Consider the following 24,388-nt stretch of genomic DNA (forward strand, 5'->3'; position numbering starts at 1 on the left):
TTAAAAATCATCAGTTGGCTCGAGCAATTGCGAATCAGGCTTGGCGAATACTGCGGTCACAATTAGCATATAAATGCGAGTGGTATGGCAAGCAATTAATCACGGTTAACCCGAACAAGACCAGCCAAATCTGTTCTAATTGTCACTATGATGATGGGAAACATCCCCTTGATATCCGACAGTGGACTTGCCCGAATTGTGGGTTAAATCATGATCGTGATATTAATGCCGCCAAGAATATCTTAAGCGCCTGAAAAATAGAACTGGGCCGGAATAGCCCTTAGTTAATAGCCGTAACCGCTGCTAAACATTCCAAGAATGCTTGGTAAGTCTGCGGTGTTCCTAGAAACTCGTTACTTTAGTGACGAATAATTCACCTTACTCTACCGCATTTTCACCTCCTAGTCTAGTGAATAAGCAGGTGGGAAAATTGGGATAAATACGTTTTGAGTAGCATAGTACCAGCGTGCGCTACCAAGCAAAGGCTTAGGCGCTATTTCTTAACCATTTGGTGCCATACTTTGGCTCCATTTAAGACTGCTCCGCAAAACAGTAACTTGCGCGTAAGCACCTTTGAGAAAAATTTCAAACCCGAAAGTTTTGTTTTCTTGTCAACATAGTGAAAACGTGCTGCACCAAGCAGAGACTTGCACCTAAGCCTTCTCCGCCAAAAATCCAAGCCCAGGATTTCTGGCGGAGAAAACTTAGGCTCCAGTCTCTAACCGCTTGGTTTCGCACTCTGACCGCTTTGCTACGCCCACTGTTTGATATATACTTATCCTAATACACTTTGGAGGACATTACCTTGCAAAATCCAAGAATTCGGGGAATTGGGTTGACTATTCTAGGACCACTACTCTGGGGCATTTCTGGGACCACTGCTCAATTCCTATTCACAACTGAACACATTAGTGCCAACTGGTTGGTTTCTGTTCGGATGTTTGTTTCCGGAATCCTACTCGTCCTGTTTGGCTTTGCAACCAACGCAACGGCAAGTATCGCAGTTTGGCGGCATTGGCGGGATGCTATCAAACTCGTGTTTTTTAGCTTTGTTGGCATGTCAGCTTCTCAATATACATATTTTAAAGCCATTGAATACGGCAACGCCGCAACCGCAACTATTTTGCAGTTCTTATCCCCAGCAGTCATCATTATTCACTTAATGTTTCGTACCCGCCACTTACCCCGCAGAGTCGATGTGATCTCGTTAGCAATGGCACTCACAGGAACCATTCTACTGGTAACCCACGGTCATTTAACAACCTTGGCGATTCCATTGCGCGGGTTACTGTGGGGACTCGCAACCGCCATCACTGCCAGTATTTACACCTTGCTACCTGGCAAATTGCTTAGAAGATATGGTTCCATTCCAGTAGTTGGTTGGTCCATGTTAATTGGTGGGGCTTCATTTAGCTGCTTTTACCAAATTTGGGACCACATGCCGACATTTTCATGGCAAACCTATGGCGATGTGTCCTTCGTAGTCATTTTTGGCACCATGTTTGCCTACCTCTTCTATCTTCAAAGTTTGAGTTACATTCAACCAACAACGGCAAGTGTTCTTGGCTCATTTGAACCCCTCTCGGCGACAATTTTATCAATCATCTTTCTTGGTATTAGCTTTGGGCTCCCCGAAACCATTGGTGGCATTTTGATCCTGGGAACCGTTGGCATTCAGTCGTGGGCAGCGATGAAGAACAATATGTCAATTTCATAATTACTCAAAAAGCTGATCGGCTCATCTTCCATTCGGGAGGATGGTGATCAGCTTTTTTGGTTACGCTATGTTATATGGGGTGGGACAGGTATAGAATACAGAAATCTGCGTTTGAGATATTCCGTTCAAAAATCCCAAGCCCGGGGATTTCATCTTAGCAACATTGTGAAAACGTGCTCCAGTCTCTAACCGCTTGGTTCCGCACTCTATTTGTAGGACAGCTTCGCAAAGCAGAAGTCTGCACCTAAGCCACTCCGCCCAAAAATCCCAAGCCCGGGGATTTCTGGACGGAGTAACTTAGGCTCCGACTTCTAACCGCTTTGCTTCGCTCACTCTACTTTTTTATAATGTTCCGCCTCCTTAGCATCTAAACCGGCCTCTTGGAGCTTTGTTGCGACTGAAAAGCCATCTTCTTTATCAACGTGGATTTCCACTACCTTTTTTGTTCCTTGATGGGTAACCATCAGCGTCTGGATATTCAAATCATTCTCCGCCATAATCTTCCCAATATCGAAAATCACGCCGGTCCGATCCTTTTCCACAAATACCTGAACCACCGTTCCATCCTCGTTATAGTCAGTAACATCCAAAAAGGCATCCAGAATATCGTTATTTGTGATAATGCCTACAACTGCGCCGTCACTCATCACCGGGAGAACTCCAATTTGGTATTTACGCATTTCGTAAATGGCATCTTCGAGAAAATCGGCTGCGTTAATCGTGCGCACAGTGGTTTCCATAACATCCGTTACCGTCATTTTGTTCAGTAAATAATTATATTCATAAATTGATAAACTCGTCGCTTTTGATGGAGACGCCGCTTGAATGGTTCCTTGGGTAACAAGACCCACCAGTTCGCCATCGTTGATAACCGGTAATCGATGAATATTATTTTCTTTCATAATATTCACCGCGACACTCACCTTGGTTTCAGGTGGCACGGTGATGACATTACCTGACATAAAATCTCTTACACTCATTCTCTAACCTCCCAAATACGCTTTTTGGACTTCTTCGTTTGCCAACAGCTCCTCACCAGTTCCGGCAAGCTGCACTTTACCAGTCGACAAAACGTAACCGCGATCCGCAATCGACAACGCCTTCTTCGCATTCTGTTCAATCAATAGAACAGTGGTCCCCTGCTTGTTGATTTCCTTGATAATGTCAAAGATTTCGTTGATAAAAATCGGTGCTAACCCCATGGATGGTTCGTCCAATAGAATGAGTTTTGGATTAGCCATGAGGGCCCGACCCATTGCGAGCATCTGTTGTTCACCACCAGACAACGTTGCGGCATCTTGATTCTGACGTTGTTTCAAAATCGGAAACCGCTCGAAAACTTCATTAAAAGTTTGCTTTATTCGGGAACGATCCTTTACTAGAAATGAGCCCATCTGTAAATTTTCCATCACCGATAAACCAGAGAAAATGTGCCGGCCTTCGGGAACCTGTGAAATGCCCTCGGCGACCACTTTAGGTGCCTTTTGTGCTTGAATTTCCTTATTATGATAGATAATTTTACCGCTCTTTGGCTTTAATAGACCTGAAATGGTTTTCAAAATCGTCGACTTACCAGCGCCGTTGGCACCAATCAATGACACAATTTCGCCTTCATTGATATCAAAACTAACGCCCTTAACAGCATTGATGACACCATAATTAACAACTAAATTATTTACTTGTAGTAACATGTGTCATTACGCCTCCTCACCTAGGTATGCTTTGATAACCGCTTTGTTTGATTGAATCTCGTCAGGCGTTCCCTGTGCCAATAATGACCCATGATCGAGAACGTAAATTCGTTGGGCCAGGTTCATAACCAACGACATATCATGTTCAATTAGTAAAATAGTGATGTGAAAACTATGCTGCACTTTTAAAATCAATTGCGTGAGGTTTGCAATTTTTTCTGGATTCATCCCAGCTGCTGGCTCGTCTAAAAACAGAATCTGGGGCTTAGTCGCCAGTGCCCGAACAATTTCCAGCCGCCGTTGCGTCCCGTATGGCAAATTCTTGGCAAGGACGTCAATGTCATCTTCCAGTTCAAAAATTGCAAGGAGCTTCTTGGCTTCCTTAACTAATCGGGCCTCTGTTCGGTAATAACTTGGAAAGCGAAAAATCGTTGGAATAAACCCTTCTTTGAATTTACTAGTCATCGCAATCAAGACGTTATCCAGTACCGTAAGTTCCTTAAATAGACGTATATTTTGAAACGTGCGTGAGAGTCCCATATCCGCAATTTTATAGGCCCGCTTACCATTTAGTGGATACGTCCCGTTATCCCCGTTCAAGACAATTGACCCAGAAGACGCTGGAATGACACCAGTTAATAAGTTGAATAACGTGGTTTTACCAGCCCCATTTGGACCAATCAGAGCAACCAGTTCATTATTATCTAGATGCATCGAAACGTTGGAAACGGCAGTTAACCCACCGAAGTTTTTAACAAGGTTCTCAACTTGTAACAGCTTACTCATGACTCAACCCGCTCCTTTCGCTTTGATCGGCTAAAGATCTTTTTAATCGACAACTCCCAGGTTCCTAGGAGACCAGTTGGCTTGAAAATCATAATCAAGATCAACGCCGCGGCGTAAATCACCATTCGAAGGGCGCCGAAGTTTTGAAGAACCGTATCCAGCACGCCAAGAACTACCGCAGCAACAAAGGTCCCAGTAATACTACCAACCCCACCAAGCACAACGATAATGAGGATGGAGATTGATTCCATAATGCCAAAATCATTTGGCGCAATGGTTTGCAAATATGATGCGTGTAAGGAACCCGCAATCGCTGCAGTTGAAGCCCCTAGAACGAACGCTGCTAGTTTCCATTTAGTGACGTTAATTCCCATTGCTTCAGCGGCAATTTCATCTTCACGAACTGATTTAACTGCCCGGCCAGCCCGGCTATGAATGAAATTAACGATCACAATCGTCGTAACGCAAACCATAATATAAACCGTCGGCCAATCGGCGAATTGGGGAATGTTAAACATCCCAGCTGCGCCGCCTGTCATCTTCATATTGTTAATCAGGATTCGGATGATTTCTGACGCCCCCATCGTAGCAATTGCCAGATAATCACCCCGAAGTCGCAGAGTTGGAATCCCAACAATTAATGCGGCGATAATCGCAACCACAATTCCGATGAAGATTGAGACATAGAAACCACCGGTGGTGCTAGCCGTTTGCGTGATGATGGCGGTTGCGTATGCCCCAATTGCCATGAACCCAGCATGACCAAGTGAGAACTGACCCGCAAAGCCAATGATGAGGTTTAACCCAGTTGCCAAAATAATATTAATACCAATCGTTACCAACATGTTTTCAATAAACGAATCAATGACCCCAATCATAATTAAGGTATTCATTAAGTAAAAACCGGCAACCATCATTATCAACCAAACTACGTTATATTTAAAATTTGCTTTCAAATGAGATCACCTACACTTTCTCTTTGGCACTCTTGCCAAAAATACCTGCTGGCAAGATCAGCAAAATTACAATTAGAACAAAGTACACAACGGCGTCTTTGTACGCTGACAAACCGATTGATTGAACAAACGTTTCGAGGATGCCAATAATAAAACCACCAACCGAAGCACCCGGAACTGATCCAATTCCACCAAGAACCGCAGCAACGAACGCTTTAATTCCAGGAGTCATCCCCATCAATGGGTCAATTGAATTGTAATAAAGGCCAATGAGGACTCCCGCAGCGCCAGCTAAGGCGGATCCAAGCGCAAACGTGAAGGAGATTGTCCAATTAATATTAATACCAACTAGCTCAGCAGCATCTGGATCAACGGAAACTGCTCGCATTGCCCGGCCCATTTTGGTTTTCTTAATAATTAATTGAAGCAAGACCATTAAGATGCAGGCTGTCACTAGAATCAGAATTTGAATGTTTGAAATCAGGATTCCACCGACATTGTAGTTAACCTGCTTGATGATTTGCGGGAAGTCTCGGGTATTCGAACTAAACAAGTAGGACATCCCGTTTTCAAGCAGGAATGAAACCCCGATAGCGGTAATCAATGCGGTGATCCGGGGCGAATGTCGAAGTGGCCGGTATGCGAAGTACTCAATAATGACCCCACTGGCTGCCCCAACCAACATCGCCGAAAGTAGAGCCATGATGAAATTGAAATGCCAGACATTAATAACGTAATAGCCCCAAAAAGCGCCTAACATGTAAATGTCACCATGCGCAAAATTAATCAGTTTAATAATCCCGTAAACCATCGTGTACCCGAGAGCGAGTAACGCGTAAATGCTTCCTAATGAAAGCCCATTAATAATTTGTTGAAAAAATGTTTGCAAATGGTGTTCCTCCTCTCAAGGTGAAATGCGTAATGCGTGTTAAAAATGTTGTTTGAAGTTGTTGTTTGGCTTCATAGTGAAAGGAATACGGCTGCCTGGTAGCTGTCCTCTGGTACATGGAGTAGGATAGCTCCTCCAAGCAGCAATCTGCGTGTAAGCACCTCCATCAAAAATTCCAGAACCAGGAATTTCTGTGTCTAGGCAACATTGTGGAAACGTGCTGCACCAAGCAGAGACTTGCACCTAAGCCTTCTCCACCAAAAATCCAAGCCCAGGATTTCTGGCGGAGAAAACTTAGGTTCCAGTCTCTAACCGCTTGGTTCCACACTCTAAACGCTTTGCTCCGCTCACTTTACGTTGAACGACCGGCTAACCTTCCCGTTGGTCAACTGTTCAATCGCAATTGGCTTTTCGGGATCATGGTTCTTGTTCATCGTGATTTTGCCTGTTACCCCGTCAAAGTCTTTAATGTTTGCAAGTCCCTTGGCGATTTTGACTGAATCTGCTGATTTTTCATTTTCGATTGCTTGCTTAATCATGTAAACAGAATCGTATGCCAATGCTGAGAAGGTCGGGGCTGCTTGGTGATAACGTGCCTGATACTTTTTCATAAATTTAACGGCCGTTGGGTTGCTCTTAGCAACGTCGGTTGAGAACGGTGTCGTGTAATAGATCTTGTTGGCGTTGTTGTCACCGGCAATTTGTGCCAACTTTGGATCAGCCATGCCATCACTACCAACAATCGGAACGTTAATGCCAGCTTGGCGGGCCTGCTTAATAATCAAACCAAGTTCGTTGTAATAGCCGGGCGCATAAATGGCATCAATCTTCTTTGATTTAAATGAGGTCAAAACAGCGTTGAAGTCCTTGTCACCTGCCGTGAAGAATTGACTGTCAACCACTTTACCCGTATAAGCTTTTTTGAATGCCTTTGCCAAACCAGTTCCATAATCACTTGAGTTATCGGCATACACAGCAACTCGCTTTGCTTTCAACGTATTGGTCATAAACTTAGCAGCCGTGCTGCCTTGGAAGTTATTTTGGTAACATGCCCGGAAAACGTATGGCTGAACTTTGCCATTCTTTTGAAGGGTATAGGCTGGGTCGGTGGCTGACGGACTGACACTTGGAACGGCAGCCTTCGTAATGTTAGGAATTTCAGCCGTCCCAGCGTTGGTGGTTGCTGGCCCAACAATCGCAGCAACCTTGTCATTGTTTACAAGCTGAGCGGCAACCGATGCGGACGTATTAGTTGATGTCTTATTATCCCGAATGATTAGCTTAATCTTTTTCTTCTTACCATTGACGTTGATGCCACCATTCTTGTTAATTTCTGAAGCAGCAAGTTGAATCCCCTGCTTCTGAGAATTCCCGTAACCCGCTGCAGCACCAGAGAGTTCCATGTTGACCCCAATTTTCACGACGTTGCCAGTCGTTTGATTTCCCTTAGTAGTTGTTTTGGCGGTACTACAACCAGCAAAAATTCCCGCAGTCATCACGATTGCTGCCATGCTAACGACTTTCTTAACCATACTTTTCTTCATAAAATCTACCCACTTTCAATTTTTATGTAATTTGTGATCCTAACCCTAATTTGTGATCCAATAAGCCAAATAACCCCTAATCCTTATGTTTACCCCTCCTTGAAGATATAAAAAAACCTCATTCTTTAATGAATGAGGTTTAAAATCTTGATTGATCAAGCCCTCATCATTAAAAACGAAAATAAGGGCTCAACTTGTTGATTTGTGAGTAGTTCTAAATTAACTCACGCTCAATGTCGGGTCCTTCATCTTTAATAATAAGGCTAAATCTTGGCTAAGAGGTGCTGCCATTAGAATGTTAATGTTTGAATTAATAATTGTCATGACCGCTACCTCCTTACCAAGAATTTAATGATTGGTTAGAAGTATAGTAATCCTCTAATAAAATGTCAACCTTTCTAATCAAATTAGTATATTCTTTGTAATCAACGAACGCGCTTCAATCACTTACCAGCAAGGGATCGCTCAATTATAAAATAATTAATTTTCTAGGAGCAGTCGTTAACCGTTCATTGCCATCAGCCGTAATTAACAGGTCGTCTTCAATCCGCACCCCGCCTAATTTGGGCAGGTAAATCCCCGGTTCCACGGTCATGACATTATTGATTGCTGAAATGTTTGATTGCCATCGTGGGCCAAAGTTGGGCCCCTCATGGATATCTAACCCAATACCGTGACCACTTCCATGCTCATAATACTTTCCATATCCCCGTTTACGAATAAAATCACGGCCAGCAGCATCGACGTCACGGCCATTTGCGCCCGGCTTAATCACCGCAAACATTTTTTCCTGTGCCTGATAGACAATTTCATGAATGTGTTTCAATTGGTCACCGGGATCACCCAGGGCAAACGTCCGGGTAATGTCTGAGGTGTAATGATCAACGTAAAAGCCAAAATCAACCGTCACCATATCAGCTTCAGCTAACTGCTTATTAGACGCCGCTCCATGGGGTAGTGCAGACCGGTAGCCACTCGCAACAATCGTATCAAAACTTGGCTTTTCGGCACCATGATCAAGCATCCAATTATTTAACCAGTTAGAAACCTGCCGTTCGGTCTGGCCAACGGTAACGTGTTTAATTAATTGTTCAAACCCCTCACTCGCCAGAGAAGTCGATTTTCGCAGCGCCGCAACCTCATCTTGACCCTTTACTTCCCGTAGCTTTTCGATGACCCCATCTTCAGCAATTAAAGCGTCACCAAATAACTGGCTGAGTAACTGATAAAGTTGAAAGCTAATCGACGTTTCAAATCCGACCCGCTGAAACTTTGGTCCGGTCAGTACCTTTCGGGCAACTTGGTAGTAATCCCGCGTAATTGCTAAATCAATGTCTTTTGGTAACGACTGGGAAAGTTCCTCTTGGTAACGGGCATCGGTAATTAGCGTCACCGTTTTAGGCGTGACCGTTAAACAGCCATCCCCGGGCAATCCCTGAAACCCGGTTAAATACGTTAAATTAACTGGATTAGTAACAATAAACGCATCCAGCCCTAATTCTTCAATAGCGTCTTGAAATTTTACTATTCGCTGATCCACTATTGTCTCCTCCTTCTGTCAAACGGCCTAGTCGCTAAAAACATACCTTTCATGGTCGACTAGTAAGCCCACAGAAGTCATCAAAGCCAAAATAACGATCAAGAAAACAATTACCACTACCCAACTTCCTGTCAGCCCATGGATCCAACCACATAACATTGGCCCCACAGCTGCCAATAAATAGCCAAATGATTGCCCCATTCCGGAAACAGCCGCCGTTTCGTTGGGATTCCTAGTCTTAAGATTAAACAGCGTCATCGCTTCACTAAACGCCATATTAGTCGATAGTCCCAACAAGACGCAAGCAACGACCGCAAACCAGAAACTCATCGGTGCCAGTAAAAGGCAGCTAAGCCCGGCAACGAAGATCACAGCAATTGTTAGTACCATCGTTGATTGCCGTTTAGCTTCACTAATAATCCTTGGAATGATAAATGAAAACGGCAGGGCGGTGATTTGCAGCAAGCCGAGCAAGTATCCAGCCGTATTTTGCTTAATCCCGGAAGCCATCAAGATAGGTGGCAACCAGGTCAAAATTGAATAAAACAGCAATGATTGCAACCCCATAAAGCCACCAAGCGCCCAGGCTAATGGCCGCTTCCATGGTGAGGTTTGCGTTTGACCGTGATGATAAGCCTGCCCCTTATTCGGTTCCGCTTTAGACTGGCTAACGCTCAAACAAACGGCCACAATAATGGCAACAATCGGAATAATTGAAATAAATTGCATCATCACCTGCCAAGATATCCATTGACTAATGACCGAACTAAAACCGGCAGAAATTGCGCTAGATAATGACATCGCAAAAACATACATCCCCGTATAGGTTCCGATTCGCATTGGAAATAAATAGGAAACCAGCGTTGGTGCTAACACGTTAAGCATGGCAATCCCACAACCGATACAAATCGTCCCGATCAATAAGCCGGTGAAGGAATAGACCCGAACAAAGTTACCAATCGCTAGTAACCCGAGGTCAGCCATCGTTACCGGCAAAATCCCAAATCGTCGAATAAAGAACGTCACCGTTGGAGATAAAAGGCCAAAACAGATCAGGGGAATCGTGGTTAAGCTACCCAGAAACCACTCGGGTAAGCTAAACGAATTCTGAATGTTGGCTAAGATTGGTGGCACCACGGTAATTGCCGTCCGCATATTAGCCCCCACCAAGAATATTAATAATGCACCAAGAAGAACCCGATGGGACCTTGGCGTTGTCTCTATTTTCATCTAATCTACACCAGTTCTTTCTCTAAGATCCGCATCTTACGCCCCATTTGATCAATCGAGGTATCAATTTGCTGATACCCCAGCTTTTCATACAACCCAATGTGTTTAGTCACAATGTACGCTTTTAAAAAGCCAACTTGCGTCAACTGATCCTCTGCAATTGTGACCAAACGCTGGCTCAAATGCTGGCCACGGTATGCTTCATCTACGAAAACATAACCGATAAACGGCGAATAACCGCTGGCTTTAACGATGTCTTCCTTTACAATCGCGCAAAAGCCAACCAACTTGTCACTATCAACCAGCACGATCACCCGTTCCCAATCTAAGAATCGATGGGCAATCATTTCATTTGCTAAGTACTTGCCAGCAGGCCATGAAACCGCCCCAATCAATTTCGCAAAATGGTGCCACTTTGGATCACGATCGGCTAAGATATCCTGTTCCAATTTTAGTCTCCTTCCATATGCTATTTTCACTTCAAGTAATTCAATTATAGCCTATTTAATCAAGATTATGAAAGGCGGTTAATCTGTTTTCAGTATTTAAATCCGGTTTGCGCGACTAATTCACTGAGATATAATATACAAAAAGCAAAGTGAGGATTTCTAATGAAAAAAATTGCCGTATACTGTGGCGCTAGTTCTGGAAACCAACAAATCTATACTGAATCAGCAGTGACCCTAGCTGATTGGTTTATTGAAAATCACTATGAATTAATTTATGGTGGTGGCGGCGTTGGCTTAATGGGCGTCATCTCCGACCGGATTTTAGCCAAAGGTGGCAAAGTTCACGGTGTCATGCCAAAGCAATTGGTTGATCACGGCGCCGAATCCCCCCCCAACTGGAATCATTATCAGAATTAACCGTTGTCAAGGACATGTCCGAACGCAAGGTAAAAATGATGGAACTCTCCGATGGCTGTATTGCAATGCCGGGTGGTGTGGGGACTTTGGAGGAAATTACCCAGTCATTTTCTTGGGCCCGACTCAATGACAATCCCAACCCCTGCGCGTTTTACAATGTTAATCATTACTACCAGCCACTAATTGCCATGTTTGATCAAATGGTCACTGCTGGTTTCTTAAGTGCTGACGACCGCCAGAAGCTCATTTTTTCCGATTCACTGTCAGCCATTCAGCAATTTATGACAAGTTATATCCCGCCACAAGTGCGAACGTATGATGAAGATCAGCCAAGTAACTCGTAAAGTTAGCAATACGACAATTGTAGTTAGCCTCTACTTGTTTTGCCAGACTTCCCTCGGCAAATAGGGCAATTGCCGCAATCGGCTTTGCACTGATTTTAATCGGTACGTCAGCATGCGGTTAAAGGAGCGGCGAAAGTCTTTGCCGTGGGTTGCGTAATCAGTTCCCTCAAATCGGGAAACACCACTATTATCACGGTAGTCAACTGAAACATCCCGCATCAGCCACTCGTGATTTTTCATATACCGCATCACAGCGTCGGGCGTTGAAACTTTCAATGCGATTCGGGTAAGGAACTGCTGAGCGCTTGCTTGGTCCCGATAGTATTCGGCCTCCCTGGCAGAAATATAGTTCGTATCGGCAACGATTAGCTGATTAGCCAACAGTGACCGGAATTTATCAGAGACAGTCAACTGACGGGTTCCCTCAGGATTTATGTACGTGATCTGGCTTAATTCATATTCCTGATGGGAATTTAGCTCTTGCGTCACCTGTTGCTTAGTACCAGGCGCGCCACCCATCAGAATATGAAAATTATTCATAATGAGCGGCATGTCTAACGTCAGCTCAAGTTCTGAAAGTTGCGGGGCAATCAGCATCGGTAAAATTCTTTCTATCAATAAACTTACTAATGGTTCATCGAGCGAATTTAAAAATCGGTTGGGATTGATTGTGATCGAAACCTGAATGTCGTGGTTAGGCTGGCCAATTGTTGGGATACTGGTAATTGTGATGTATTTACTAACCGTGTACCCAAACCCCAGTGGGCTACGAATAACGTATTGGGTACTATCAAATAATTGATAACGACGATAAAGAATCATGCTTTGATAGGCGTCCTTGCCCACTACCGGGGAAGGGCCGCTTTTTTGTGCTGTGGGAAATGCCTCGACAAAGCTTTGCAACTTGAGATACTGCTGCTGACTCATAATACTTGTCAACTTGACCGTCTCCGCTTCGAATTGCAGCTGCTTTATCGGATAATCAATTTGTCGACGATTAAAACGGTCGGTCATTTTTGTTTGGTAAGCTTGGTTAAGACGTCGGTAGTTTTCCGATTGGTAACCATTTGGATTAAACACATCATCGTACCTTGGCAAAATTAGTAGCCTCCTTGTTCTAATTGCACTAATTTTAAGCTGAATCTGCCACTCGGTCAAACTCGAATTGTTTTTGCTGGCAACGTTGACAAGCTTAGTTGTTAGCGTTATAATATAAGTATATTAACAATTCGAGTTAGATAATTTGTTTGAAACCACCAGTTCTTAAATACTGGTGGTTATTTTTTTATTTTTAAGGTTATTCAATCATCTTTACATCTAATTATCATTGTCATTAGGAGAAGATGGTTCTACCAAACTAATCAAAAAGCTCAAAAACTTACAACATTTATACAAGCATATTTTTTACGAAAAAAATCGACAGCCTGAAAAAGTCTTCAGGTTTGTCGGTCTTTTTAATGCCTCGATTTAATGTGACTCATCAACAATTATTTTCTTATTCATATTAATTCCATCCATGTTAGCTGAACCGCTTCTTTTACGCCAACCACTCAACGGCATCCAGCGTATAAGTCCCATCAATAACCGTTAGTTTCACTTTGTGCTCACCGTTAGTTAAACCAGAAACCAGGATATTTTCAGTCCGATCAGCGGCAGTTTGCGGTTGGCGATTCCAATCAAGCATTTGACCATCAACAACAATTCGCAATCGACTGGCTTTTTCCTGTTTGCCAATTAATGAAAAGCCTATCCCGGCGAAATCAAATGTAATTTTAGTTGGGTTATCAGCATTCGCAGTTCCATATGAAAGCGTCCGGTTCCATTTGGTGTTACCCAAACCGCAAACGTGGTTCCATTGACCACGATACGAAATCCCATCATCCAAATCGTCTAATCGCTTCGAGACAAGGGGGCTCTCTTTTTGAGCTTTGGTGATCGTCAAGCGTTGAATCTGGGTGTGGTAATAGCCACAGCCAATTTTAACGCGACCACTGAATTTGGGATTATCTGTATCCACAAAATTAAACACAGTTTGGTCATCGACCACTGCCCGCAGCGTGTTACCGGATGCCGTAAAGATAATTTGGTGAGTTTTATCCAATTTTAGGTTATCCACGTGCGTTAAACAAATGATTTGGTCGTCCTTGATTAACTGGCAGAGCCCGTCACTAAACAGCTTAAAAACATACGGGGCGCTTTCAAGGCGGCCCTTGACATCAGTGAGCTCCCGCAAACCAATTCCGAAATAGTTTCCAGTTGGTGAATTTTGTTGCGTCTGATTATCAAATTTCATCGTAGTGGTTACCGAATAATCCGTCCACTTATCATCACCGACCGTTAAATTAGGCGCAAATGAGTATTCCCAGTCTAGTGCCCGCTCGTCTTCTGTAATCATCTGTTGCAGGACTTGATGACTATCTTGGTTGATCACTTCAAAGGCACCACCCTGATCCGTGGTGTACCGTGGCGTGTTACCACGAGCCGCTAAATAGTTAGCCGCATACTTTCCATAAGTGAAGTCGTCGTCATACAAAACATCGGTGTGGTTGTTAACACCCAGCGTATAATCGTCATGGCGGCTAACCAGTCGCTGATAAGCAACGGTTTCATCATTTTTAAGGTCCAGCGTCGTTGCTGTTACAATTGAATGGGGCTTAACCACAACATCCGCCTGATCATTTACTGGTGTTACGACTTCTCTCAGTTGTTTCAAATGCTGATCGTAATCTTCTTCAGGATGACTAGGGCCAACGCTTTGCCAAATGAATAGTTTTCGGTTTGCATCCCCAGCTAGATGTTTCACTTCAAGGTGATAGGTTCTCGCTTGAGGACTATCGTTAACCATCACCGTTGAAAAGTCACGCTTGTCAGGTGCCATTAAGGTGAGGTAACTCGGGGCATCTCGGTGATGATCCAAGTTTTCGGTACCGCCAACACCGCTATCACACGCACTGGTTAAATATCGCCAAGCACCTTCGTCTGCCCAACCAGCCTTAGCAAAGTCACTAAAGTGTTTCATACATTGCAGCCCAACGTTATCAACTTCAAAGTGACCGGACCATGGTCGGCTGGCAGCGATTAATTCTTTATGGCTGTAATTAACACCCGGATAATAAGCCGAAACCGCTGGCTGGAAAATATAAAAACTCCGCCGTGATTTTACGTAACTCTTAATGAGCCGGTTAGCCACGTCTAAGCCACTCTGAACGCCGCCAATCCCATCTCCATTTGATGCCTTTACCCGATACTTACCAAACGTCATTGGCGCAATACCTTCGCTGTACCAGACTTCATGGTGATACTGATCAGCTAGCTGAGTAAACGGTTGTTGATCCCCGTCGTTGGTATTGTAGTGAAAGCCAACCGCAGCGACTTGCTTCCTGAGTTCTGGATCAGCCACCATCATATCGCCGAAATCAGTTTCATAATTTTGATCGGCCGCAATAAGTTTAATTTGCTGATAATCATTTATCGGAAAGTCAGCAGGAAAGCCGGTTTGGTCATGACGTAATCGTTTCGCGAACCACTTAATCCATTTAACCATTGGGTGCTTGGTTTCATTGCGATCGGGATCAACGTAATTAATCAAATAGCCATATTGCTGATACGCGGCAATGATCGTTTGATTATACCACTGATACATCGGCTCAAAAGCAGTTTCCGGTACATTTTGATCTGGATTAGCGGTTTTCACGTTCACCCATGCTTGCCGTAAGAAACCCGGTTCACCCCAACGAAGAAGTGCCGTCTTGAGGTTTGGTTGAACTTCCTTAGCATCGGCAACCAATTGAAACCCAGCGCCTCGACGAACGTTAGCTGCTTCACCTTGGTGGCGAATTGTTGCCGGCTCGGTTCCCGATGACGTGTTACCATCATCACCCATTTCCAACTTAATCATTCGCATCAACGGGTGCTTACCGCCAAACAGGATTTGGAGAATCTGATGATAACTATCTTCGTGTTCCCATTTATAATCTAGCAATAATCGAGACGAATTATTACAACTAAGGTAACCAAATCCCTTGAACGTATTGGCATCCCCAGCGTTCAAATCCAGCTGGTCCCCGTCAATCACAAAACTTGTTTTATTCATCTTTGGTAACTCCCTTTGTTCTTGATAAAAGCAGTGACCAATGCAAATTCACATGGTCACTTCTTTTTTTCTAATTTAGTTATATTATTTACCTGATTTGTAACTCAAAGGCAAACTATTCCACCGCTTCCGCAGATAGAAGGCAGCTGCCTTGGGTTGCCGATCTCTGGTAAAGATTCCTTTCTTATTACCGTTAACCCGCATGTTGCCCTCAACCGTTTGGAAGTCGGCCAAATTCCAAGGCTGTTCGCCACGGATAAAGTCATATGAATCAAAGACCCGGTTAAACATTTCGAGAAGCTCAATCTGATATTCTTCACTCCACATAATGGATGGCAACTTGTGCAAACCAGGTTCGGTGTCAGCACCATATTCAGAGAAGACAATTGGCTTGTCAATATCGGAATTTTTCCATTCATCCAGTTCAGCCCGCAAGCCAGCTTCACCATCGGAGATTTCATAACCCCACTTGTGATACCAACCCGGGTAACGATTGAGTAGATAGAAGTCTGGGAACTTCAGGCACTTCGAAGTTTCAAACGTGTCGTCTTCGTTGAGGGTAAAGGTCCGAGGACGTTTCTCAGGATCAAGATCCGCACTATCATTGAATAGCTTGGTAAAGTACGGCACTGCCGACTCACTTGACGTATCTGGTTCGTTACAGAGGCTCCACGCCAATACGCTGGGGTGATTCTTATCCCGCTTAATCATGTCCTTCACTTGGTCAATATGCTTCTTGTAGAGCTCATCGATCCAATCACCGTCGAAAAACGATTGGTCCAAGCCACCAAGAAAACTAGCAGCGGCCATCTTAAAACCAACGGCAGGCACTTCATCAGTAATCAAGATCCCTTCACGATCCGCAAACTTGTATGCTTGTTCATCGTATGGGTAATGCGAACTCCTGTATGAGTTAGCACCAATCCATTTCATCAAGTTCAAATCCCGGCGCTCAACGTTGAGATCAAAGGCCCGGCCAGCATATATACTATCCTCATGACGGCCAAACCCTTTTAGATAAACCGGTTTGTGATTAACCAAGATCTGATGGCCCTGAATTTCAATTGTTCGTAATCCAATTTCATCGCTATAGGCGTCAACGACTGTCCCATTCTCAAGTAACTGGATCTTAATCGTGTAAAGATAGGCATCGCGAACCTGCCAAAGAGTTGGATTTTTGACCACCAAATCACCCGTCGATCCGGTTGCGGTTGCGACAACGTTTCCGGCTTCGTCAGCTAGGCTAACCTTCACATCAGCTTGCGCATCAGTTTGAACGGTGTAATGGACAGTTGCTTGTTCATCACTGACCTCGTAAGTTGTCGAATAGTCGTAAACGTTATCCTTTGGAATCGCAATTAAATGAACACTTCGGTTAAGGCCAGAATAGTTATAGAAATCAAAGAATGGTTTTGCCATCTTCTTACCATTCTTCAAAGTCATCGTGTCACCAGCTGGGAGCGCATCCCGGTGTAATTCATTATTGATCTTAACCGCAACTACATTCTCTTCACCAAGCTTGGTAGCTCCAGTAATATCCGCAGTAAATGGCAAAAAGCCGCCTTCATGGGACCGGATTTTTTGACCATTCACATAGACAGTAGCTCGATGCGTTGCTGCCCCAAACCGCAGGCCAATTTGTTTCCCTTCAAAATATTTCGGGATAAACACCTTTTTGACATACCAAAAATCCCCGGTGTACTCCCGGGCATCCTTATCGGTAAAGAAATCATTGAAGCTGGCTGGAACCGGCATTTCAATTGGATCAGCCAGTCCCTCAGTCCAGCCATTTTTCTCACCTTCAGAAGCTGGATCGAACTTAAAGTCCCACAACCCATCTAGTTTCTGATCTTCTCGATACGCATTGGTAACTGGATATAACAGACTTTTTTCCATTATTAGTAATCCTTTCACTATCTATATTCAAGGGTAAAGTAACCGCTTTCTTATTTTGACACCTTAAGTTTACTATTTTATGGTAAATAGTCAACAAGTTTTAGTAAAATAATGGCTGATTTTATAGTTATGATTGTCCCAAAATAGGTACATCAGCAGCATCTCGTGCTATTTTACCAATTGTAGATCAAGTTTCATTTTCGTTCTATCGTCTAATGATTTAGTAAAATGGTATTATTTTACTTAACAACAAAAAAGCGTTCGGACTTAACCGAACGCTTTCAGTATGATGATTTCTTATAACTAACGATCCTGTTTATTTGTTATCTCTCGTAATCACTTGATTCCAAAATAGTCGATTGTCTAGATTACCTTGTTTAGATGCTAAACGACCATTCTTTCTTCCATCAACTTCGGCCAAAATGTTCTTGAGTGTCTTCATAAGCAATTCCTCCTCATTCAACTCTGTATCATTCTTTAACCTTTCTCTCACTTTTAGTATAGTCGCCTGGGGTTGGGATCGTTAAATGATTTGCTTGAAAAATATTGAAAACGTTCTGAAAACTTAATTTCAGAACGTCAATTGATATGCTTATTGAGTTATCGATTGTTACTGGTGTTTACTGGTTGGTGGTGTGGCTTTTAATGTCACATAGATTAGGACCGCTCCGCAAAGCAGAAGCTTGCACCTAAGCTACCTCGCTCAAAAATCCCAAACCCCGGGATTTCTAAGCGAGGCAACTTAGGCTCCAGCTTCTAACCGCTTTGCTCCGCTCACTCTTCCTACAAACTACTTTCCCTTTCCATCAACTCAGTCGCAATGACCGTCAACTCGGGAATCTTCTTTGGTTCCTTCATTCGTTGATCCAGCATTTCAATTGCCCGCTCACCCATCAATTCAGTATGGACATGCACGGTCGTTAACGCTGGGCTGGTGTACTTCGCAATTGCCACGTCGTTAAAACTGATTAGGCTCACCCGGCTTGGGACGTCAATCTTATTTTGCTGCAACGCGCGTAAAACGCCCACCGCCATTGAATCACTGCCAATCATAAAGCCGTGGGGAAGTTTGTCGCCAAGCTTTTGGATTGCCTTAGTCATCAGCGCATAGCCTGAATCGGGTCCAAAGGGGCCTTGGAAAATAAAGTTGGGATTATATAGCCCCTTTTGCTTTAAGTATGAATCAAACGTTGCTACCCGAGGATCACGGACACCCAGCTTTTCAGTGGTTGTTTGTTCCTTACCAGCAATCATGCCAATATCCTTGATCCCGCGGTCAATAAACCGGTCAACAATCTTCATAACTGGTGTCTCAAAATCACTGCGGACACTATCACAGCCATAAGCAAGATAATTTTCGCCAATAAATACTAGTGGTAACCCATAAGACTGTAGCGCGGTCACTTCGGTCTTATCAAACTTACCAACGGCGATAATACCGTTAAATCGCTTCATTTTACTTTTATCAATTGATTCATACGTGACCCGCTCAATTGATGTTCCAAGCGTTGCGGCTTTGTTCTCAATCCCATATTGGATCTGCAAGTAATACAGATCATTTAATTCTTCTTTGTCGGAATGCCATTGCACCACAGCGATGGACTTTCCCACCTTAGTCGTATGCTTAGCGCGCTTCTTATATTGAAGCTTTTCGGCAACTTCAAGCACCCTGCGCCGGGTATCATCGCCCACCGACAGCGTATCATCAAAATTAAGAATTCTAGAGACCGTTGAAATTGAAACCCCCGCTTGCTTTGCCACATCCTTAATTGTCGTCATTTTACCACCCTAATATTATCCTATTCCTCGAAAAATTCGTTATTAATTTATTAGCTTTATACTTGCTATGATACCGCTTTAACTCACCATTTGTCTACCGTATATCAGTGAGCGGAGCAAAGCGGTTAGAAGCTGGAGCCTAAGCCATCTCAACCGGAAATCTCGGTTTTGGATTTTTGGTTGAGATGACTTAGGTGCAAGCTTCTGCTTTGTGCAGCTGTCCTAATATCAGTGAGCGGATCAAAGCGGTTAAGGCGCGGAGTATAAGTCACCTCTGGAGAAAATTCCTGGTTCTGGAATTTTTCCCAGAGGTGATTATGTGCAGCTCCCTGCTTTGAGAAGCTGTCCTGATCCATATCGTATGCACTGGCAGTAGTGCTTATGAGCACTTGATGGCGCACACTACGTTGACAAAAAAACAAAGGACCACAGCCAACAATCTTTAGCCACAGTCCTTCATTCTTTAATCACACTTTAAAATTCTGAGAACGTTGCGCTAACCGTATGATCGTTAAACGCAATCGTCAATTTATTCCCATCCAGCTTAACTTCAGGAATCACAATATGACCATCGTCGTCCAAGCTTTCTAATTCGCGGTCACCCAAATACAGTGAAACCAATGTATACTTACCTGGCTTTAGAACGCCGGTTTGAAGTGGAATCTTGGTCTTTGGGAAATACAAATTGGTATTTGGCTCGGGCACAGATAATTCTGCCGTCAATTCCTTAGATAAACCAACAATCCCAGTAATCCCAACTTCGGTTTGATAGAACACCGCGTTTTCAGCCTTACTTGGCAACTCCTTTTGATAATCTTTGCCATAATCAGGAGCCGCAAAACTGCCTTCCGCTAAGTGCAATGGCCGTTTCGTATCAATTTGGTGCACCCGAACATGCCATGGCATTGCTGGAACAACGTAATTCTTAATCTCAACGTCATCCCACGGTTTCCAATCAGAGTATACATAATCATCGTGGATCGCATAGTCGTCATACTTAAAGGCAGTTCGCCAGAAGTTTTCACTTTCCGAAACTGCTAGCGTATTATCAAAGGCGCCCTGTTTGAGCAACGTTCTGGCCTTAGCCGTACTGAAGCCAAAAGTGGTTGAGTATACGTACTTTTCATACTTATCTTCACCATGAGCGTGTTCATGAGAATGCTGGCCAGCCGTAAATGCCTGAACTTCTAAGCCATTTTGACTGTGAGCGATTAACATTCTTGGTTCTGGCTGTTTCTTTAAGGCTTCAAACTTGAAGTCATCACTTTCTTTAGTTGTCCAGAACGGATCATCGTCTGGTAACGCGAAGAAGATGAACGTTTTAAGAGCCCAGTACGCTGATGCAGGACCGTTATAGCCTTCCGCAAAGTTCATGTTTGGATATGAATAGCCAATTGGAATCAGGCCATCACTTTGGAAGATATTTTGTTTAAACCACCAACGCAGGTTATTTAGCAACAAGTGCTTAATGTCACCAATTGTATAGTCATCAGGCAAATCAACGTGAGCATAGGCACAAGCTGCCCAAAATGCGGCTTGAGCAAAGCGGTAGTCGAGGCTTCGGCCATATGGTAAAGCAGCACCGTCAGCCGCGAACCAATTAGCATAGCTTGGGACAAAGGCTTTAGCCCGTTCTTTCAATAATTTAGACTGCTCATTATCTGTATGAGCGAGGCCAACCGTCAAAATCGTAAAGAACTGGTAAGCAAACGGAATGTAGTTATCAATTTGGTTAACATAACCATCGTAGGACCAACCGTGACCCAAGTATTGCTTGTTGGTAATTGCATAGTCTTCATCGATTAATTCTGAATTGTCCATGTAACCTGTATCAGTGATAAATTGATTGACCATGGCCCTAAAGAACAGCCAGTTAGTCTTTGGAATGACCTTATGATTAACCTGATCCATCCACTTAACAATCGTTTTTTGCTTTGGCACGGACAAATTATCCCAGAAAGTTGCTTTGGTTTCGTATAGAAAGGCGGTCAAAGCACCCATTTCAACGAAGACCTGGTCGTAATCGCCAAGATCACTGCCCCAATAATCAGGGGACTGCGGATCAGTGCCGGCCAGAATGCCCTGAGTCGTCAACTCATACCACTGGGGCTGTTCATAAATTCGTTTCTTATCGGCGAAGAAGGGACCTAGGCCCCAAAGCAGACGCATAAAGCCTTCTACTTCGGTTTTATCTTGAATATAAACCGCACCACTGTCACTCATCCGGAAGCGGCCTTTGCGCTTTTGCTGACTTAAGACTGCCATTGCTGGGGTTAAAATGTCCACTAAAGCTGCCTTAACGTCGGCCTTACTACGCAAGGGGTTTTCTTTAATTTGTTCATTAAATAATTTTCGTTTCAACTAAGTTTCACCTCATTCAATTTATTTGTAAGCGCTTCTACAGTCTCAGAATAACCCTTATTTTAGTAAAATACAAGACTATTTTATTTAGTTTTCCTAAATATTTTGTGAAAAAATGACCGAGCCAGAATTAACTTCCAGCTCGATCATTTTTTGCGAATGGGGTTTCGCAACACGTTATGTCAGAAATAACGCTTAAAATTAGTTTTATTGATAATTAATCGGATGATGCACTTTGTAGATCCCTTACCTCCCTTAAGAGCAAGTCATTAGAACTTTGTCAAGCTGGTAAATTGTTTGTTACCAGTGATGTAATTGCCATTGGTTAATTGGAAACGAGTGGTAGCACCATGCTTAACAACTTTCTTAACTTGCAAAGCTTGACCCTTCTTTACATGTTTAACTTGGTTCTTTTTTGACAGGGTCGTGCTCTTGTACTCATACAAGCCCGTTTTATTAGTAACGTAAAGGTTGCTGTGTTTGGTTTGCCAGTATAAGTTAGCTACATATTTTTTATTGGCGGTGATGTAAGTACCATCGCTTAATTTGTAACGAGCTGTACCGTTAGCTGACTTGGCTTTGGCAATAACCGTGAAAGTTGGGGCAGTCATACGACTCTTAACCACATACTTCTTTACGCGGTTGTTCTTAGTAAAGTTAACACTCTTGTAGCTGTACAAACTTTTCTTGGCATATACCTTGAAGCTCTTTACAGTTGTTGCTTTAGAAGTACTATTTGTTTCTGTCTTAGCCGGTTCCGTATTTGTACTTGAACTGCTTGCAGCTGGTGTTTTTATGCTGGAACTAGTTGCTGAAGAAGAACTAGTCCCCGTAATAGTTCCCGTTGGCGTTTGATTAGTATTGTTATTATCTGGATTTACAGGCGTTGGCCTTGGGTTAACTGGTGTTAACTGAACATAATCTAATTCTGCAAAACTACTATCTTTCATCAGAGTTAAAGTATTTTCACCTTTATTAAGATCAACTGTCCCATACTGCAATACTTTTCTAGTCCCGTTCACATTTGGAACGGCATTCGTCCAACCGGTCGTATATGGAAAAACAGCATCATTTAATGTTTTATTGTTCAGGGTCACCTTGTCTGAAGCATCTTTTTGATCCTGATTACCATTCGCATAACCAATTTCAAGTTTGTATTGACCCGCAGCAAGTGCATTTACCTTAAATGACACGCCACTTGAAGCATCATTAATTGAACCTACATAATGATTGCCAGAAGCATAACTACCTTGGTACGTCTTTGCCGTTCCCAGCAACCCACTATCTTCTGCTTCTACTCTAATTGGATCAGTTGCTTGGGCTTGGGCATATTGTAAATTATCAGTCGTTGAAGTACTGTCCGATGGCGTCACTACCAACTGATAACCATTTGCTGCCTTCATATTCTTGACGGGTACAGACACTGTGCCATTCTTCACCGGAACGGTACCACTAACAATCGTCTTAGGAGAATCAACTGCTGAATCAACCCCATCCCATGACGTTTCTTTAACTTGAACAGAAGCAGATTTGCTGAACTTAGCTGAATCTAAATTGTTAACATTAATCGTCGTATTTCCGGCTGTGCCGCCAAAGATAACAGACGTTTGGTCTTTATTATCGGTCGTGTTGGCAACACTGGCTAGATCACCATTAGTATCAGCTGTACTTGTCTTGTCGATTTGACCAGCCATATCACCATACCATTTGTATAGCCAGTAACCGCCATTTGGCTTCTGCTGATCCGTTAACAAATTATCCATTCGGCCATAGTTGTACCAGAAAGCAATACATGAACTATCAAGCTCTGGCACGTTTTCGAACGACTGAATATAATGAATCATCAATCCGGGAACGCCAGTCTGTTGTGGCGCACTGTATTCATTGATACTAACTGGTAAATGCTTAATTCCCAAATTGTCTTCAATTGCATCCAATTGCTTAACATGGTCTGGGAATGAAGCTGCCGTTCCATCTTCTAATTCATGCCAGCAAATCACATCTGGAAGTGTGTTGTTATTCTTGGCATTGGTTAAGAAACCAGTGATCCAGTTTTTATCCCAATGCTCAATACTTGGACCAACGATTTTAGCACTAGGATCGACCTTCTTGACTTCGTTATACGTGGCATTCCACATCTCATAATACTGTTGCATGGTTTTACCGCTGTTGCCAACAAAGGTCCAGTTAGGCTCATTCCATAATTCGTAGCCGTAAATATCACTGGCATAGCCGGAATCCTTAGCCTTTTGAACCATTTCGCCAACGCTGGCTAACCAATTTGCTTCGTCTTTTTCAAACCCCGCGTTAGAAGTGAAATTATACGGGAAGTTTTTGAAGTGGTCAGGCAAGCGAATGATGATTTTGCTGCCGACTTTTTGTGATAATGATGCAACGTTCATGAAGTCACCAGCTGGTGGCAACCCATTTGGGCTTTGTTGCCCACCAGGAGGTGCTTGAGTAAATACTTTGGGCTTGAGTGCTGATAGTAAATCCGCACTAGGTGTATTACTATCAGACATCCCATACAACCCACCAGAAGCTACATGGGTCGTTTGCGTTCGAACAGCTTGGGTAGTGTCAACGTTAATCGTACTATCATCAGCCTTAGCAGAGCTTCCAATCGCCCCTAAAGTTAATCCCATAGTGATGGCCGCTAAAAACGCAACGGTGCGCTTGTGAATAATCATGTTAAA

18 protein-coding genes and 1 pseudogene are annotated in these 24,388 nt (G+C 43.4%); 3 read left to right on the plus strand and 16 right to left on the minus strand.

Annotated features, from left to right (window positions below):
• On the plus strand, positions 1-254 hold a 254-nt coding region (locus FC98_RS08800; protein WP_156637264.1), incomplete at its 5' end, for an RNA-guided endonuclease InsQ/TnpB family protein.
• Between the two features lie 551 nt (positions 255-805).
• Positions 806-1,717 (plus strand): DMT family transporter, encoded by a 912-nt coding sequence (locus FC98_RS08805; RefSeq protein WP_054655163.1) that lies wholly within the window; start codon positions 806-808, stop codon positions 1,715-1,717.
• 329 nt (positions 1,718-2,046) lie between these two features.
• On the opposite strand, the gene FC98_RS08810 is transcribed toward FC98_RS08805, so the two are convergent.
• The 9 genes from FC98_RS08810 to FC98_RS08850 form a co-directional block, all read right to left on the minus strand.
• Entirely contained in the window at positions 2,047-2,697 is a 651-nt protein-coding gene (locus FC98_RS08810) for a CBS domain-containing protein (RefSeq protein ID WP_056949457.1), read from the minus strand.
• Between the two features lie 3 nt (positions 2,698-2,700).
• Positions 2,701-3,408: an ABC transporter ATP-binding protein gene (locus tag FC98_RS08815; protein ID WP_054655165.1), complete on the minus strand. Its 708-nt coding sequence runs from the start codon at positions 3,406-3,408 to the stop codon at positions 2,701-2,703.
• 6 nt (positions 3,409-3,414) lie between these two features.
• On the minus strand, positions 3,415-4,194 hold the full coding sequence (locus tag FC98_RS08820; RefSeq protein ID WP_056949458.1) for an ABC transporter ATP-binding protein: 780 nt from the start codon (positions 4,192-4,194) through the stop codon (positions 3,415-3,417).
• On the minus strand, positions 4,191-5,111 hold the full coding sequence (locus tag FC98_RS08825) for a branched-chain amino acid ABC transporter permease (RefSeq protein WP_156637272.1): 921 nt from the start codon (positions 5,109-5,111) through the stop codon (positions 4,191-4,193). The genes FC98_RS08820 and FC98_RS08825 overlap by 4 nt, the downstream gene beginning before the upstream one ends.
• 49 nt (positions 5,112-5,160) lie before the next feature.
• Positions 5,161-6,039 (minus strand): branched-chain amino acid ABC transporter permease, encoded by an 879-nt coding sequence (locus FC98_RS08830; RefSeq protein ID WP_054655169.1) that lies wholly within the window; start codon positions 6,037-6,039, stop codon positions 5,161-5,163.
• A 347-nt stretch (positions 6,040-6,386) separates the two neighbouring features.
• Positions 6,387-7,583 carry an ABC transporter substrate-binding protein gene (locus tag FC98_RS08835; RefSeq protein ID WP_056949459.1) on the minus strand — a complete coding sequence of 399 codons (1,197 nt, stop codon included), beginning with the start codon at positions 7,581-7,583 and terminating at the stop codon, positions 6,387-6,389.
• A gap of 469 nt (positions 7,584-8,052) precedes the next feature.
• On the minus strand, positions 8,053-9,123 hold the full coding sequence (locus tag FC98_RS08840; RefSeq protein ID WP_235803610.1) for a M24 family metallopeptidase: 1,071 nt from the start codon (positions 9,121-9,123) through the stop codon (positions 8,053-8,055).
• 27 nt (positions 9,124-9,150) lie between these two features.
• A complete protein-coding gene (locus tag FC98_RS08845) occupies positions 9,151-10,353 on the minus strand; it encodes an MFS transporter (protein ID WP_082602847.1) in 1,203 nt (400 codons plus the stop codon).
• Positions 10,354-10,358: 5 nt separating this feature from the next.
• Entirely contained in the window at positions 10,359-10,802 is a 444-nt protein-coding gene (locus tag FC98_RS08850; protein WP_054655171.1) for a GNAT family N-acetyltransferase, read from the minus strand.
• 162 nt (positions 10,803-10,964) lie between these two features.
• On the opposite strand from FC98_RS08850, the pseudogene FC98_RS15405 reads away from it, so the two are divergent.
• Positions 10,965-11,563: pseudogene (locus tag FC98_RS15405) on the plus strand (LOG family protein).
• Positions 11,564-11,593: 30 nt separating this feature from the next.
• On the opposite strand, the gene FC98_RS08860 reads toward FC98_RS15405, so the two are convergent.
• The 7 genes from FC98_RS08860 to FC98_RS08885 form a co-directional block, all read right to left on the minus strand.
• The gene (locus FC98_RS08860) at positions 11,594-12,661 is read right to left on the minus strand and encodes a hypothetical protein (RefSeq protein WP_040471801.1); all 1,068 of its coding nucleotides are present in this window, start codon (positions 12,659-12,661) and stop codon (positions 11,594-11,596) included.
• 439 nt (positions 12,662-13,100) lie between these two features.
• Positions 13,101-15,656 carry a glycoside hydrolase family 30 protein gene (locus FC98_RS08865; protein ID WP_054655173.1) on the minus strand — a complete coding sequence of 852 codons (2,556 nt, stop codon included), beginning with the start codon at positions 15,654-15,656 and terminating at the stop codon, positions 13,101-13,103.
• 84 nt (positions 15,657-15,740) lie between these two features.
• Complete coding sequence (gene uidA / locus FC98_RS08870) at positions 15,741-17,552, minus strand: beta-glucuronidase (protein WP_008857588.1); 1,812 nt, start codon at positions 17,550-17,552, stop codon at positions 15,741-15,743.
• Between the two features lie 316 nt (positions 17,553-17,868).
• On the minus strand, positions 17,869-17,994 hold the full coding sequence (locus FC98_RS15340; RefSeq protein ID WP_258430216.1) for a hypothetical protein: 126 nt from the start codon (positions 17,992-17,994) through the stop codon (positions 17,869-17,871).
• A 341-nt stretch (positions 17,995-18,335) separates the two neighbouring features.
• Positions 18,336-19,331, minus strand: coding sequence for a LacI family DNA-binding transcriptional regulator (locus FC98_RS08875; protein ID WP_008857586.1), 996 nt, complete (start codon positions 19,329-19,331; stop codon positions 18,336-18,338).
• A 474-nt stretch (positions 19,332-19,805) separates the two neighbouring features.
• Complete coding sequence (locus FC98_RS08880; RefSeq protein WP_056949460.1) at positions 19,806-21,692, minus strand: DUF2264 domain-containing protein; 1,887 nt, start codon at positions 21,690-21,692, stop codon at positions 19,806-19,808.
• 269 nt (positions 21,693-21,961) lie between these two features.
• Positions 21,962-24,382 carry a DUF5776 domain-containing protein gene (locus FC98_RS08885; RefSeq protein WP_054655175.1) on the minus strand — a complete coding sequence of 807 codons (2,421 nt, stop codon included), beginning with the start codon at positions 24,380-24,382 and terminating at the stop codon, positions 21,962-21,964.
• Positions 24,383-24,388 lie beyond the last annotated feature (6 nt).

Origin of the sequence: Lentilactobacillus kisonensis DSM 19906 = JCM 15041, from assembly GCF_001434135.1 — a bacterium.
Taxonomy (GTDB): domain Bacteria; phylum Bacillota; class Bacilli; order Lactobacillales; family Lactobacillaceae; genus Lentilactobacillus; species Lentilactobacillus kisonensis.